Source organism: Streptococcus sp. 27098_8_86 (assembly GCF_041432595.1).
GTDB classification, from domain to species: Bacteria; Bacillota; Bacilli; order Lactobacillales; family Streptococcaceae; genus Streptococcus; species Streptococcus pneumoniae_F.
In genome coordinates, this window is record NZ_JAPVZW010000001.1 from 142,858 (window position 1) to 158,845 (window position 15,988).

The window sequence follows — 15,988 nt, forward strand, 5'->3', positions numbered from 1 at the left end:
TTATTAATTTTGTTCTATTTCTACACTTGAAGCATTCGTTGGTGTAGCAGTTCTTCCAAGAATTGCTTCGTATAACACAGCATTGGTTTCTACTTCAGTTACTTCCTCTTTACCTAGTGAACGACGTAAGAGATTTTGCATTTCTAACATATGCTCAGTTGTAACAATCTGGTAAGAAATGCCCTGCAGTTCAGCATCTTCTCCTCGCAATTGATGTGTTTCAATATTCTTGAAGGAATCTTGATAACCAAGTAATTGTGGAATACTTTTCGCTGATAAATCAATGTTGGTCTGCATATTGGTACTTAGGGCTTTTAAGATAGACTGATAGTGACTAACACTATTCAAGCTAAGAACTTTTTCAACAACCTTTTGAATGACTTCACGCTGACGCTTCTGACGTCCGTAGTCCCCTTCTGGATCTTGGTAGCGCATGCGAGAATAAACAAGCGCTTCTTCACCATTTAGAGTTTGCTGTCCAACACCAATGGAAATTTTATTAAATTCTTCCTGGTCAGTAATCGAAATTGGAAAACCGAGTGTATTATTTACAGTCACCCCGCCAACTGCATCAACCAATTGTTGCAGCCCCTGCATATTCACCATAACGTAACGATCGATATGAATATTCATCATTTTCTGGATAGTTGAGATTGCCAATTCCGCACCACCACCAGCGTAGGCGGCATTTAGTTTAGCTTCCTCAACACTACCATCTTTATGCTGAATTTTAGTCAAGATATCACGTTCCAAACTCAACATCGTTGTTTTTTTCGTATGCGGATTAACCGTTAAGAGAATCATGGAATCACTATTTCCCTCCCAAGGGTCAGTTCGTTCTACGTTTCCAGTATCAACCCCCATTAAAAGGATCGTTAAGGGTTCAGTCGCCTCAATAACATTGGTTTCTTCCCCTATTTTTTTATAGGTCTTTGATAAGGTTTGTGTGCCTTGCTGATAAATGGTATAAGCAAAAACACCGACACCCAAAACTGTCACAGCTAGAAAAGCTAGCACCATTCCAATAATTTTTTTAACCATATTTCTATCAATCTATCAGTCTACCCATCAGGTAAACATCTATAAATTTCCCTTCTTCTATGTACGCACCGCGATCTTGTCTACCTTCAATGACAAAACCATTCTTTTGATATAAATGAACTGCAGCCTGATTACGAGTTTGGACAGTGAGTTGAAGTCTACGAAGAATGCCACTAGCCTGCGCCCATTCTACAACTTCTTCAAGTAACAAACTCCCCAGTCCATTATTCCAATACTTCTTACCAATCACAATGAAGAGATCTCCAATATGCCGAACTCTCTTGCGCTGGTCAGCTGTAATATTTACAATACCAGCAATTTCATCATTCAGCAAGGCTAGTAAAGTGATTTGATTTTCTGAATGAGCCTGTTTATCCAAAAACAACTCCATCTCAGTATCTGTCATCAAAATGCCATCCCTGTCCAGACTGGTAAAATCTGTTTCTACACTGACACGATTTAAAAATGATACTAACTCAGCCGCATCTTCAACTTCTGCTTCCCTAATGAGCAACTCATACTCCATGTTGAAGCTCCTCTAAGAGTTTTTCTGCACGTAAACCCTTTGCTTGGAAATTCAGCCTGCGACCGTCTTCTTCTTTTAGAATTTCCAATTCTAAATAAGTATCTGGTAAGGCATCACCTAAAAGATGTCCCCACTCGATGACAGTCACCCCGCCACCAAAGAGAAACTCATCTAAATCAATAGAATCAGCATCCCCCTCAATGCGGTAAACATCTAAATGATAAAGAGGAAGACGACCTTCATACTCTCTTACGATAGTGTAGGTTGGACTCTTAATCATCTGAGTAATCTGTAATCCTTTAGCAAGACCTTTTGTAAAGGTCGTTTTGCCTGCTCCAAGTTCTCCAGTTAGAATTAAGACATCATTCTTTTCTAATAAATAGCCCAAACGTTCCCCTAAGGACTGTAACTCTTCTTCGTTTTTAGTGTACATGTTTCTATTATACCAAAAACTTGTTCTTTGTCTAGGTATTATCTCTGAATTCCATATTATGAATTAAAAACTTGAGCCAGTCCTTGTTATGATCTTAAAATAGGAACAGTAAAAAGACAACTAACAAGATATCTCTCATCAAATGACTGTAAAATGAAACTTCCCAACGAATGACTTTTGGCACCAACAGTTCTAGAAATAGCATTCCCAAGGCAATATAAAAGGTCATGGATAATAGCATCCAAGGATTTCTGAGAAAGATTAGAATAGCTAATCCACTAATAAAACACATTTCCTTCTTTCCAAAAATCTTTTTCAATCCATTTACATACTTCTGAATCGGCAGAAAAACTAACAAATCAATACCAAATAAGAAAAAGAAACTCGGTAGAAAGGCTTCCACACCCCCTTCTACGGATGTATTTCCTGCAAGGATATGTTCTATGACAATTAAAGCTAAACCCAAAATATTTACTAATAACAAGAGACTATACAAGAATTGTTGCTTATCTTCCTTAAAAACTGAATAAGATTGATTTCCCTGCCCTCTATAGTAGTTTATCCCTGCCCCAATACTGGCAAGGAGCAACATACCTACTAAATAATAGAAGCAGTTTTGATTTAACATCAAGGCCCAAGTCGATAAACTTAAACAAGAACAGCTACTAATACCAAAAACTGTCAGCAATAACAAAATACGAATTTGCTTTTTCATTTTTTCCATCATTCTTCCTCCCTTACTTGCTCTTATTATAGGCTAGAAATCCTCCCCATTGCTAGAATATTTCTCAACTGTCAGTTTTCTACTCTAAAATGCAAAAAAGTTTGATGCAAGTAACCCTTACATCAAACTTTTACTACTTTCCGTCAAACCAAAGAGTAATTTCTCGCTTAGCTGACTCTTCTGAATCTGAACCATGCACAACATTTTGAATAGCTTGGTTTTCTCCAGCAGCTTTTGCAAAATCACCTCGAATAGTTCCTGGTAAAGCTTCCTCTGGACGAGTAGCACCCATCATGGTCCGCCAAGTTTCAATTACTTTGGGACCAGAAATGATACCTACAAGAACTGGGCCTGAAGTCATAAATTCACGAATCGGTGGGTAAAAACTTTGACCAACCAAGTCCTGATAGTGCTGATCAATCAACTCTTCTGAAACCTGTGAACGCAACTCCAATTTTTCGATTGTAAATCCACGTTGTTCGATGCGTTTCAACACTTCACCTACTAATCCTCTTTTTACACCATCTGGTTTAATGATAAAGAATGTTTGTTCCATACCCGTCTCCTTTGTCAGCTTCTTTCTTTTATTTTACCACATTTCATGGAAAAATGGAGAAAGTTTTCAGAAAAGAGAAAGAGAACCCGAAGGCTCTCTCATTCTCTATTATTCTACTGTTTCTTCCACAGTTTCAACGGCAGTGTCCACAACTACTTCTGTTGTCTCTTCATTTCCTTCTTCCTCTACTGGAGGATTAAGGTATTCTTCTTCGTTGATAGCTTGTGGTTCAAGGTTACGGTAACGGGCCATACCAGTACCTGCTGGGATGATCTTACCGATGATAACATTTTCTTTAAGTCCAAGGAGATGGTCTTTCTTACCACGGATAGCCGCGTCAGTAAGGACACGAGTTGTTTCCTGGAAGGAAGCCGCTGACAAGAAACTGTTGGTTTCAAGTGAGGCTTTGGTAATTCCCATAAGAACTGGGCGACCTGTCGCTGGAACTCCACCTGCAATAAGGACATCTTTGTTGGCATCTGTAAAGTCATTGATATCCATGAGGGTACCCATGAGAAGATCTGTGTCACCTGGATCCATGACACGAACTTTACGGATCATTTGACGAACCATTACCTCGATGTGTTTGTCACCGATTTCTACCCCTTGGCTACGGTAAACTTTTTGTACTTCACCGAGAAGGTAAGTTTCAACTGACAAGACATCACGAACTGCAAGGAGACGTTTTGGTTGGATAGAACCTTCTGTCAGAGCAGCACCACGCGCTACTTGGTCCCCAACTTCTACACGCATACGAGCTGTAAATGGAACGACATATTCCCCTTCGCCAGTTTCACCCTTAACAAAGACTTTCTTAGTACGAGTTGATGCATCTTCTTCGATAGCTGTAACTTGTCCTTTAACCTCTGTGATAACCGCTTCCCCTTTAGGATTGCGAGCTTCAAAGATTTCTTGGACACGAGGAAGACCCTGAGTGATATCGGTATTTGAGGCAACCCCACCCGTGTGGAAGGTACGCATTGTAAGCTGTGTACCAGGTTCCCCGATAGATTGGGCAGCGATTGTACCAACTGCTTCACCAACTTCAACCGCATCACCAGTCGCCAAGTTGATACCATAACAGTGACGGCAGACACCATGACGAGTGTTACATGTAAATACAGAGCGGATAGTCACTTCTTCCACACCAGCGTTGACAATTTCACGCGCCTTGTCTTCTGTAATCAACTCATTTGGACCGATAATCACTGCACCAGTTTCTGGATGTTTAACAGTTTTCTTAGTGTAACGACCGTTGAGACGCTCTTCAAGAGACTCGATCATTTCTTTTCCTTCTGCGATAGAACGGATCAAGAGACCACGGTCAGTTCCACAGTCGTCCTCACGGATGATAACGTCTTGGGCAACGTCAACTAAACGACGAGTCAAGTAACCTGAGTCGGCTGTCTTAAGGGCCGTATCGGTCATACCTTTACGGGCACCGTGAGTTGAGAAGAACATTTCGAGTACTGACAAACCTTCGCGGAAGTTTGAAAGGATTGGCAATTCCATGATACGTCCGTTAGGAGCAGCCATCAGACCACGCATACCGGCAAGCTGTGAGAAGTTTGAGATGTTACCACGGGCTCCAGAGTCCATCATCATAACGATTGGGTTCTTAGGATCTTGGTTGGCAATCAAACGTTTCTCTAGTTTTTCACGGGCAGCACGCCATTCAGCTGTAACAGCATTGTAACGCTCGTCGTCTGTGATCATACCACGACGGAATTGTTTTGTGATTTGTTCTACACGTTTGTGTGATTCTTCAATGATTTCAGCCTTGTCATCAACGACCGGGATATCGGCAATACCCACTGTCAATCCTGCAAGAGTTGAGTGATGGTAACCGAGGTTCTTCATACGGTCAAGTAGGGCAGAAGTTTCTGTCGTACGGAAACGTTTGAAGATTTCAGCGATGATATTTCCAAGGTTTTTCTTCTTGAATGGAGGGTTAAGTTCAAGATTGCTGATTGCTTCCTTGATATCTCCACCAAGTGGCAAGAAGTATTTAGCTGGAACGCCTTCTGTCAAGTTGGCATTGTTTGGTTCTTGCAAGTATGGTAGACCCTCTGGCATAATGTCGTTGAAGAGGATTTTACCAACTGTTGTAAGCAAGACCTTGTGTTTTTGCTCTTCTGTCCAAGGCTTGTTGAGGCTGTCTGTTGCGATACCAACACGTGAGTGGAGGTGAACATAACCATTACGGTAAGCCATAACCGCTTCGTCACGGTCTTTGAAGACCATTCCTTCACCTTCACGACCAGCTTCTTCCATGGTCAAGTAGTAGTTACCCAAAACCATGTCCTGAGATGGAGTAACAACTGGTTTACCATCTTTGGGGTTCAAGATATGCTCAGCAGCAAGCATCAAGATACGTGCTTCTGCTTGGGCTTCTTCTGAAAGCGGTACGTGGATGGCCATTTGGTCTCCGTCAAAGTCGGCATTATAGGCTTCACAGACAAGTGGGTGTAAGCGAAGGGCCTTACCATCAATCAAGACTGGCTCGAAGGCTTGGATACCCAAACGGTGAAGGGTCGGTGCGCGGTTCAAAAGCACTGGGTGTTCTTTGATTACTTCTTCAAGAATATCCCAGATACGCTCATCTCCGCGTTCCACCAAGCGTTTAGCTGCTTTGACGTTTTGCACGATATCACGGGCAACGATTTCACGCATCACGAATGGTTTAAAGAGTTCGATAGCCATTTCACGTGGCACACCACATTGGTACATCTTAAGCGTTGGACCAACGGCGATAACGGAACGTCCTGAGAAGTCAACACGTTTACCGAGCAAGTTTTGACGGAAGCGTCCTTGTTTACCTTTAAGCATGTGGCTCAATGATTTAAGAGGACGGCTACCTGGTCCTGTGATTGGACGACCACGACGTCCATTGTCAATCAAAGCATCAACTGCTTCTTGAAGCATACGCTTCTCATTTTGAACGATGATACCTGGTGCATTCAACTCAAGCAAACGAGCCAAACGGTTGTTACGGTTGATAACACGACGGTAAAGGTCGTTCAAGTCAGATGAGGCAAAACGGCCACCATCCAACTGCAACATTGGACGAAGATCTGGTGGAATAACTGGAAGGATGTTGAGAATCATCCATTCAGGTTTGTTTCCAGACTTATAAAAGGCATCCAAAACATCCAAACGACGGATGGCTTTGACACGTTTTTGTCCAGTAGCTGTTTTCAACTCTTCTTTGAGTTCAGCAATTTCTTTTTCAAGATCTACTTGTTTCAAAAGGTCTTGGATAGCTTCGGCACCCATCTTGGCAACAAATGATCCATAACCATATTCACGCAAGCGCTCACGGTATTCACGCTCTGTCATGATAGACTTGTGCTCAAGTGGTGTATCCTTCGGATCAATCACCACATAAGCTGCAAAGTAGATTACTTCCTCGAGGGCACGAGGGCTCATATCAAGGGTCAAGCCCATACGGCTTGGAATTCCCTTGAAGTACCAGATGTGAGATACAGGAGCTTTCAATTCGATATGCCCCATACGCTCACGACGAACTTTTGTACGCGTTACTTCAACCCCACAGCGGTCACAAACAATTCCTCTGTAACGAATGCGTTTGTACTTACCACAAGCACATTCCCAGTCTTTTGTAGGACCAAAGATAACTTCATCAAAGAGTCCTTCACGTTCTGGTTTCAAGGTACGGTAATTGATTGTTTCAGGTTTTTTGACTTCTCCATAAGACCATGAACGGACTTTACTTGGAGAAGCTAGGGTGATTTGCATACTTTTAAAACGATTTACATCAACCACTATTTCTTCCCTTTCTATTCTAAGTGAACTGCTTATTCTTGTTCAGCAGCTTCTTCTGTTGCTTCCGCTTTTGTTGCTTTCTCAGCTTCTTCAGCTTCAAAGGCTGCTTTAGCCTCTTGGGCTGCTTTTTCGCGGGCTTTTTCAAGGTCATCTACGTGGATGACATCTTCGTCCATTCCTTCATCCAAGTCGCGAAGTTCCACTTCTTGGTCATCTTCGTCAAGGACACGCATGTCAAGACCAAGAGATTGCAATTCTTTGACAAGAACTCGGAAGGATTCTGGAACACCTGGTTTTGGAATTGGTTTTCCTTTTGTAATGGCTTCATATGCTTTCAAACGTCCGTTGATATCGTCAGACTTGTAAGTCAAGATTTCTTGAAGGACATTTGATGCACCGTAGGCTTCAAGAGCCCAAACCTCCATCTCACCGAAACGTTGTCCACCAAACTGAGCTTTACCTCCGAGTGGTTGTTGAGTAACAGTTGAGTAAGGTCCGACAGAACGCGCGTGCAATTTATCGTCAACCATGTGGTGGAGTTTGATCATGTACATGACTCCGACAGAAACACGGTTATCAAACGGTTCACCAGTACGTCCATCGTAAAGGATTGTTTTGGCATCGCTGTCCATACCTGCTTCTTTAACGGTTGACCAAAGATCTTCAGAACTTGCTCCGTCAAAGACCGGTGTCGCGATGTGGATACCAAGAGTACGGGCTGCCATACCAAGGTGAAGCTCCATAACCTGTCCGATATTCATACGTGATGGTACCCCAAGTGGGTTCAACATGATGTCGACTGGAGTTCCGTCTGGAAGGTAAGGCATGTCTTCTACAGGAACGATACGAGAGACAACCCCTTTGTTTCCGTGACGTCCGGCCATCTTATCTCCGACCTTGATCTTACGTTTTTGAGCGATATAAACGCGAACCAGCATGTTCACACCTGATTGCAACTCATCTCCATTTGCACGTGTAAAGATCTTAACATCACGAACGACACCATCGGCACCGTGCGGTACACGAAGAGAAGTGTCACGTACTTCACGAGATTTGTCTCCGAAGATAGCGTGCAAGAGGCGTTCTTCCGCTGAAAGGTCTTTCTCACCCTTAGGTGTTACTTTACCTACAAGAATATCGCCTTCTTTAACCTCAGCACCGATACGGATAATACCCATTTCGTCAAGGTCTTTAAGGGCATCTTCACCAACGTTTGGAATTTCACGAGTAATTTCTTCAGGCCCAAGCTTTGTATCGCGCGTTTCTGATTCGTATTCTTCAAGGTGGACAGATGTGTAGACATCATCTTTCACCAAGCGTTCGCTCATGATAACAGCATCCTCGAAGTTGTAACCTTCCCAAGTCATGTAGGCAACGATTGGGTTTTGTCCAAGCGCCATTTCTCCATTTTCCATAGAAGGTCCGTCAGCAATGAAATCGCCTTTTTCAACGACATCGCCAACTTTTACGAGAGTGCGTTGGTTGTAAGCAGTACCTGAGTTTGAACGACGGAATTTTTGGATGTGGTAAACGTCCAATGAACCATCTTCACGACGAACTTCTACCTTGTCAGCATCTGCATAGGTAACTTTACCGTCGTACTGAGCAATCACAGCAGCTCCTGAATCGTGGGCTGCCTGATATTCCATACCAGTACCAACGTAAGGTGCTTTAGGATTAATCAATGGCACAGCCTGACGTTGCATGTTGGCTCCCATGAGGGCACGGTTGGAGTCATCGTTTTCCAAGAAAGGAATACATGCTGTCGCAACGGCAACTACCTGTTTTGGTGATACGTCCATATAGTCAACAACATTAGCTGGATACTCTTGGTTGACCCCTTGGTGACGTCCCATGACAACTTTCTCAGCAAATGTTCCATCTTCATTCAGACGAGAATTAGCCTGTGCTACAGTAAATTCATCTTCTTCATCGGCTGTCAACCAAACAATTTCGTTCGTAACAACACCTGTTTCACGGTCAACTTTACGGTATGGTGTTTGAACAAAACCATATTTGTTCAAGTGCCCGTAAGATGACAAGTTATTGATCAAACCGATGTTAGGTCCTTCAGGTGTCTCGATTGGACACATACGACCATAGTGAGTGTAGTGCACGTCACGTACTTCATATCCAGCACGGTCACGTGTCAAACCACCAGGTCCTAAGGCTGACAAACGGCGTTTGTGAGACAACTCAGAAAGTGGGTTGTGTTGGTCCATGAACTGTGACAACTGTGATGAACCAAAGAATTCTTTAACCGCAGCTGTTACAGGACGGATGTTGATGATTTGTTGTGGTGTCAAGACTTCGTTGTCCTGAACAGACATACGTTCACGGACATTACGTTCCATACGAGAAAGTCCAAGACGTACTTGGTTGGCAAGCAATTCACCAACGGCACGGATACGACGGTTTCCAAGGTGGTCGATATCATCTACACGACCAAGTCCTTCAGCCAAATTGAGGAAGTAGCTCATTTCAGCAAGGATATCTGCAGGAGTGACGATACGAACCTTGTCATCTGGATTGGCATTACCAATAATAGTTACGACGCGGTCTGGATCAGTTGGAGCAACAACCTTGAATTTTTGAAGAACAACTGGCTCAGTCACAACCGCTGCATCATTTGGAATGTAGACAATCTTGTTCAAGTCGCCATCCAAATAGCTTTCGATGCTTTCAATCACACTACGAGTCATGATTGTTCCAGCTTCTACCAAGATTTCTCCTGTTTCAGGGTCTACCAATGGCTCAGCAATGGTTTGGTTGAGCAAGCGTGTTTTAACATTGAGTTTTTTATTGATCTTGTAACGACCAACTGCTGCTAGGTCATAGCGACGTGGGTCAAAGAAACGAGCCACAAGCAAGCTACGTGAACTTTCAGCAGTCTTAGGCTCACCTGGACGAAGGCGTTCGTAAATTTCTTTCAAAGCTTCGTCGGTACGAGAGTCCATTGGGTTCTTATGAATATCTTTTTCAACAGTGTTGCGAACCAATTCGCTATCACCAAAGATATCAAAGATTTCATCATCACCTGAGAAACCAAGCGCACGAACCAAAGTTGTAAATGGAATCTTACGAGTACGGTCGATACGAGTGTAGGCAATATCTTTTGAGTCGCTTTCAAGTTCCAACCAAGCTCCACGGTTAGGGATAACAGTTGACCCGTAGCCCACTTTACCGTTTTTATCAACTTTATCGTTAAAGTAAACACCTGGTGAGCGGACCAACTGAGATACGATGATACGTTCACCACCATTGATGATGAAAGTACCCATTTCAGTCATGATTGGGAAATCACCAAAGAAAACTTCTTGGGTTTTGATTTCGCCTGTTTCTTTATTGATCAAGCGGAAGGTTACAAAAATTGGTGCTGAGTAGCTAGCATCGTGAATACGAGCTTCTTCTAGCGTATATTTTGGTTCCTTGATTTCATATCCAACAAATTCCAACTCCATTGTGTCTGTGAAGTTTGAAATTGGCAATACATCTTCAAACACTTCCTTCAGACCGTGGTCTAGGAAATCTTTGAATGAGTCAGTTTGAATTTCAATCAAATTTGGTAAGTCAAGAACTTCTTTGATTCTTGAAAAACTACGACGGGTACGATGTTTCCCGTATTGAACGTCATGTCCTGCCAAGATGATTCTCCTTTGTAAATAAGTTCCAAGCCTTGTCAATCAGGCTTTTCTAATCGTCATATGGTTTTAAAAACCCTTATCACCGTGTCCTCTTGATAAATTTTCAGAATCTTTAAGTCTTTGTTACAAGTACTCAAAATCCTGAAAAAAAGCACAAAAAGAGCAGCTAAATCTGACTTTTTCAGAAGATTTAACTGCTGTGAGTCTTGTCTGGACAATATTTCAGACAAAACCTACGACAAATGATTATTCATATTATACCCTATTTAGCTAGATTTTTCAAGGGGTTTGACGATTTTTTGACAAAATCTTTTCCTATAAGAAAGACTGGCTGAATAGTAGCAAAATCTGTTGCGATTTTTTCTTTTATTTTAATTCCAAGAAAACGCTTGCATATTATTTTACTAAGTGCTATACTGATAAAGAAATTCATTTATAGGAGAATGATTATGAAAAGAACACCATCTCACACTGAGAAAAAAATGGTTTACAGCATCCGTTCCCTCAAAAATGGAACTGGTTCTGTCCTTATTGGAGCAAGCCTTGTTCTGCTTGCCATGGCTACACCAACTATCTCAGCCAACGAAAACACTACAAGCAATAAGGAAACTAGTAATGAAACTACTACTGTCCTTGCCCAACCTCTTACTGATACAGCAGTTAACTCTGATAAGAAGGAAAGTGATATTTCTTCGCCTGAAAATGCAAACGCTTCCCTAGGAAAAACAGAAGAAAAACCTGCAACAGAGGCAACCACTCCTGCTGCAACCCCAGCCGATTCAGCACCACAAACCGGACAAGATCGTTCAAGTGAACCAACTACTTCTACGAGTCCAGTAACGACTGAAACTAAGGCAGAAGAGCCAATCGAAGACAACCACTTCCGCATCCATGTAAAGAAACTCCCTGAAGAAAACAAGGATTCTCAAGGTCTTTGGACTTGGGATGATGTTGAAAAGCCGTCTGAAAACTGGCCCAATGGAGCCTTGTCCTTTAAGGATGCCAAAAAAGATGACTATGGCTACTACCTAGATGTCAAATTAAAGGGAGAACAAGCCAAGAAAATTAGCTTCCTCATCAATAATACAGCTGGAAAAAATCTAACCGGCGATAAATCGGTAGAAAAACTGGCACCAAAGATGAATGAGGCTTGGTTGGACCAAGATCACAAGGTTTTCTCTTACGAGCCACAACCTGCAGGAACTATTCGCGTCAACTACTACCGTACAGATGGCAACTATGACAAGAAATCTCTCTGGTACTGGGGAGATGTGAAAAATCCAAGTAGTGGTGAATGGCCTAACGGAACAGACTTTACGGCTACAGGCAAATATGGTCGCTATATTGATATTCCACTCAAAGATGCAGCTAAAGATCTTGGATTTTTATTATTAGACAGAAACAAACAAGGAGACGATGTGAAAATCCGTAAAGAAGATTATAAGTTCACAGATTTGAAAAATCATAGCCAAATTTTCCTAAAAGATGATGACGAAACCATCTACACCAACCCCTACTATGTGCACGATATCCGCATGACAGGAGCTCAACACGTGGCTAAATCTCGTATCGAAAGCAGTTTTTCTACCCTCGTTGGAGCTAAGAAAGACGATATCCTCAAACACTCCAGCATCACTGATTACCAAGGGAATAAAGTAGCTATCACAGACGTGGAAGTGGATGAAGCAGGTAAAAAAGTAACCTACATCGGCAACTTCTCTGACACTCAACACCCGTACACTGTCAGTTACAATTCAGACCGATTTACCACACGTTCAAGCTGGCGCCTCAAGGATGAGTCCTACAGTTACGATGGTCCACTCGGCGCAACTCTAAAAGAAGATGGCAAGCGTGTTGACCTCACCCTTTGGTCACCAAGTGCTGATAAGGTTTCTGTCGTTGTCTACGACAAGAATGACCCTGAAAAAGTAGTTGGAACTGTCGCTCTTGAAAAAGGGGAAAGAGGAACTTGGAAGCAAACTCTGAATGAAAACTCTGGTCTCGGTATCAGCAACTACACTGGCTACTACTACCACTACCAAATCGAGCGCCAAGGTAAAACTGTTCTTGCACTCGATCCTTACGCTAAATCCCTCGCTGCTTGGAATAGTGACGAAGCCAAGATTGACGATGCCCATAAAGTTGCTAAAGCTGCCTTTGTAGATCCAGCTAAACTAGGACCTCAAGACTTGACTTATGGTAAGATTCGCAACTTCAAATCGCGCGAAGATGCTGTCATCTATGAAGCTCATGTGCGTGACTTCACTTCAGATCCTGCCATCGCAAAAGATTTGACTAAGCCATTTGGTACCTTTGAAGCCTTTATCGAAAAACTAGACTACCTCAAAAACTTGGGTGTAACCCACATCCAGCTCCTTCCAGTCTTGTCTTACTACTTTGTCAATGAGTTGAAGAACCACGAACGCTTATCTGACTATGCTTCAAGCAACAGCAACTACAACTGGGGATATGACCCTCAAAACTACTTCTCCTTGACTGGTATGTATTCAAGCGATCCTAAGAATCCAGAAAAACGAATCGCAGAATTTAAAAATCTCATCAACGAGATCCACAAACGTGGTATGGGAGCTATCCTGGATGTAGTGTATAACCATACAGCTAAAGTCGATATCTTTGAAGATTTAGAACCAAACTACTACCACTTTATGGATGCTGATGGGACACCTCGAACTAGCTTTGGTGGTGGACGCTTGGGGACAACCCACCATATGACCAAACGGCTCCTAGTTGACTCTATCAAATATCTAGTTGATACCTACAAAGTAGATGGCTTCCGTTTCGATATGATGGGAGACCATGATGCCGCTTCTATCGAAGAAGCGTACAAGGCTGCACGCGCCCTCAATCCAAACTTAATCATGCTGGGGGAAGGTTGGAGAACCTATGCTGGTGATGAAAATATGCCTACTAAAGCTGCTGACCAAGATTGGATGAAGCATACCGATACTGTAGCAGTCTTTTCAGATGACATCCGTAACAACCTCAAGTCTGGTTATCCAAACGAAGGTCAACCTGCCTTTATCACAGGCGGCAAGCGTGATATCAACACTATCTTCAAAAATCTCATTGCTCAACCAACCAACTTTGAAGCAGATAGTCCTGGAGATGTCATCCAATACATCGCAGCCCATGATAACTTGACCCTCTTTGACATCATCGCCCAATCTATCAAAAAAGATCCAAGCAAAGCTGAGAACTATGCTGAAATTCATCGTCGTTTGCGACTTGGAAATCTCATGGTCTTGACAGCTCAAGGAACTCCATTTATCCACTCCGGTCAGGAATATGGTCGCACCAAACAATTCCGTGACCCAGCCTACAAGACTCCAGTAGCAGAGGATAAGGTTCCAAACAAATCTCACTTGTTGCGTGATAAGGACGGCAATCCATTTGACTATCCTTACTTCATCCACGACTCTTACGATTCGAGTGATGCTATTAACAAGTTTGACTGGACTAAGGCTACAGATGGAAAAGCATATCCTGAAAATGTCAAGAGCCGTGACTACATGAAAGGTCTGATCGCCCTACGTCAATCTACAGATGCCTTCCGACTTAAGAGTCTCCAAGATATCAAAGACCGTGTCCAACTCATCACTGTCCCAGGTCAAAATGGTGTAGAAAAAGAGGATGTAGTAATTGGCTACCAAATTACTGCTCCAAACGGTGATATCTACGCAGTCTTTGTCAATGCAGACGAAAAAGCTCGCGAATTTAATTTGGGAACTGCCTTCGACCACCTCAGAAATGCTGAAGTTTTGGCAGATGAAAACCAAGCAGGACCAGTAGGAATTGCCAACCCGAAAGGACTTGAATGGACCGAAAAAGGCTTGAAATTAAATGCCCTTACAGCTACTGTTCTTCGAATCGCTCAAGGCGGTGCCATCGTTGTCCCCGCTGTGGAAGAAAAACCAGAATTTGACCTTTCTAGCTTAAAACAAGAACAAGGGCAAAATAACAGCCAAGACAATATGTCAAACCGAGTAGTCAAACCGGAACAGCAAACTCCAGCTCCACAAACTAAACCTGATTCTGCAAAACCAGATACAAAAGTAGCTGATGCAGAAAATAAACCTAACCAAGCTACAGCTGATTCACAAGCTAAACTACCAAATACAGGAACCAAAAATGATCACAAACTCCTGTTTGCAGGAATTAGTCTCCTTGCTCTTCTAGGTCTCGGGTTCTTGCTAAAAAACAAAAAAGAGAACTAAACTAGCCCTCCTATAGAACTATCCCCCAAGCCTTAACGCTCGGGGGATTGATTTTTGCACAATATTTGCCGTCATAATAAACTTGATTAGGATTTTTTATTAAGCCTCTTTCATGGCAAAATAAGCCCGTACTTTTGGAGCCACTTGCGTTCCGAAAAGTTCAATAGCTCTCAGGACTTGTTCATGAGGCATAGAACCAAGCGGTAGATGGAGCATGAAGCGGTCCAATCCTAAATCCTCAATCATGCGAATTAATTTTTCGGACACTTGATCTGGATTGCCCACAAACATGGCACCATTTGGTCCAACTTGCTCCAAATATTGCTCATAACGCAATTCCTGCCAGTGCGGACGGTCTTTGGAAATAGCATCCACCACTTGCTTGGTCGGATGGAAATAATCTTTTACAGCCTGCTCGCCATCTTCAGCAATCCAACCCCAAGAATGAGCCCCAACCTTTAGTTCATGACTAGCATGGCCCGCTTCGCTCCCAATCTCACGATAAGCCTGAATCAACTTTTTAAAATAACGCGGATTGCCACCAATAATTGCATAGACAATCGGTAGACCAGCCTGAGCAATCTTCACTGTTGATTCGACATGACCACCTGTCGCTATCCACAAGGGTAATTTGTCCTGAACTGGACGAGGATAGACTTCTTTGCCAGAGATTGTTTGAGTCAATCGCCCTTTCCAGTCTAACTTTGTCTTTTCATTGACTAACTGAAGCAAGTCTAATTTCTCATCAAAGAGGGCTTCGTAGTCTTTCAAATCATAGCCAAACAAGGGAAAAGATTCCGTGAAAGAACCTCTTCAAGCACCGTTGTTTCCCCAAATGTTGAAATTCCCAATTCTACTATTGTGATTCTCCCCGTCTATTTTTTTCCTGCAATTTGAAAAATTAACCTAACACTCAATGAAAATCAAAGAGCAAACTAGAAAGCTAGCCGCAGGCTGCTCAAAACAATGTTTTGAGGTTGCAGATGGAAGCTGACATGGTTTGAATTTGATTTTCGAAGAGTATAACACGAAACTTGACTACA

At 42.6% G+C, this 15,988-nt stretch carries 8 protein-coding genes and 1 pseudogene; 1 reads left to right on the forward strand and 8 read right to left on the reverse strand.

Annotation, left to right across the window (positions count from 1 at the left end):
• Window positions 1-3 precede the first annotated feature (3 nt).
• The 7 genes from O3616_RS00600 to rpoB all read right to left on the reverse strand — a co-directional run bounded on the left by O3616_RS00600 (window position 4) and on the right by rpoB (window position 10,710).
• Entirely contained in the window at window positions 4-1,041 is a 1,038-nt protein-coding gene (locus O3616_RS00600) for an LCP family protein (RefSeq protein WP_049487428.1), read from the reverse strand.
• 7 nt (window positions 1,042-1,048) lie between these two features.
• Entirely contained in the window at window positions 1,049-1,567 is a 519-nt protein-coding gene (locus tag O3616_RS00605) for a GNAT family N-acetyltransferase (RefSeq protein WP_042751725.1), read from the reverse strand.
• The gene (gene tsaE / locus O3616_RS00610) at window positions 1,557-2,000 is read right to left on the reverse strand and encodes a tRNA (adenosine(37)-N6)-threonylcarbamoyltransferase complex ATPase subunit type 1 TsaE (RefSeq protein ID WP_049487427.1); all 444 of its coding nucleotides are present in this window, start codon (window positions 1,998-2,000) and stop codon (window positions 1,557-1,559) included. The genes O3616_RS00605 and tsaE overlap by 11 nt, the downstream gene beginning before the upstream one ends.
• A gap of 94 nt (window positions 2,001-2,094) precedes the next feature.
• The gene (locus tag O3616_RS00615; protein WP_225902294.1) at window positions 2,095-2,727 is read right to left on the reverse strand and encodes a competence protein; all 633 of its coding nucleotides are present in this window, start codon (window positions 2,725-2,727) and stop codon (window positions 2,095-2,097) included.
• A 130-nt stretch (window positions 2,728-2,857) separates the two neighbouring features.
• Window positions 2,858-3,280 carry a nucleoside-diphosphate kinase gene (gene ndk, locus O3616_RS00620; RefSeq protein WP_049552313.1) on the reverse strand — a complete coding sequence of 141 codons (423 nt, stop codon included), beginning with the start codon at window positions 3,278-3,280 and terminating at the stop codon, window positions 2,858-2,860.
• A gap of 108 nt (window positions 3,281-3,388) precedes the next feature.
• Window positions 3,389-7,066, reverse strand: coding sequence for a DNA-directed RNA polymerase subunit beta' (gene rpoC / locus O3616_RS00625; RefSeq protein WP_049487426.1), 3,678 nt, complete (start codon window positions 7,064-7,066; stop codon window positions 3,389-3,391).
• A 32-nt stretch (window positions 7,067-7,098) separates the two neighbouring features.
• The gene (gene rpoB, locus O3616_RS00630) at window positions 7,099-10,710 is read right to left on the reverse strand and encodes a DNA-directed RNA polymerase subunit beta (RefSeq protein ID WP_125443338.1); all 3,612 of its coding nucleotides are present in this window, start codon (window positions 10,708-10,710) and stop codon (window positions 7,099-7,101) included.
• A 449-nt stretch (window positions 10,711-11,159) separates the two neighbouring features.
• Here rpoB and O3616_RS00635 point away from each other — a divergent pair, with 449 nt between their 5' ends.
• Window positions 11,160-14,945 carry a pullulanase gene (locus O3616_RS00635; RefSeq protein WP_371637819.1) on the forward strand — a complete coding sequence of 1,262 codons (3,786 nt, stop codon included), beginning with the start codon at window positions 11,160-11,162 and terminating at the stop codon, window positions 14,943-14,945.
• A gap of 99 nt (window positions 14,946-15,044) precedes the next feature.
• Here O3616_RS00635 and O3616_RS00640 read toward each other — a convergent pair.
• Window positions 15,045-15,758: pseudogene (locus tag O3616_RS00640) on the reverse strand (LLM class flavin-dependent oxidoreductase); the annotation flags it as partial.
• Between the last annotated feature and the right edge of the window lie 230 nt (window positions 15,759-15,988).

Excerpts from the sequence above, each read along its gene's own strand:
- O3616_RS00600 (WP_049487428.1), bottom strand. The coding sequence starts at position 1,041 with ATGGTTAAAAAAATTATTGGAATGGTGCTAGCTTTTCTAGCTGTGACA.
- O3616_RS00605 (WP_042751725.1), bottom strand. The coding sequence starts at position 1,567 with ATGGAGTATGAGTTGCTCATTAGGGAAGCAGAAGTTGAAGATGCGGCT.
- tsaE (WP_049487427.1), bottom strand. The coding sequence starts at position 2,000 with ATGTACACTAAAAACGAAGAAGAGTTACAGTCCTTAGGGGAACGTTTG.
- O3616_RS00615 (WP_225902294.1), bottom strand. The coding sequence starts at position 2,727 with ATGATGGAAAAAATGAAAAAGCAAATTCGTATTTTGTTATTGCTGACA.
- ndk (WP_049552313.1), bottom strand. The coding sequence starts at position 3,280 with ATGGAACAAACATTCTTTATCATTAAACCAGATGGTGTAAAAAGAGGA.
- O3616_RS00635 (WP_371637819.1), top strand. The coding sequence starts at position 11,160 with ATGAAAAGAACACCATCTCACACTGAGAAAAAAATGGTTTACAGCATC.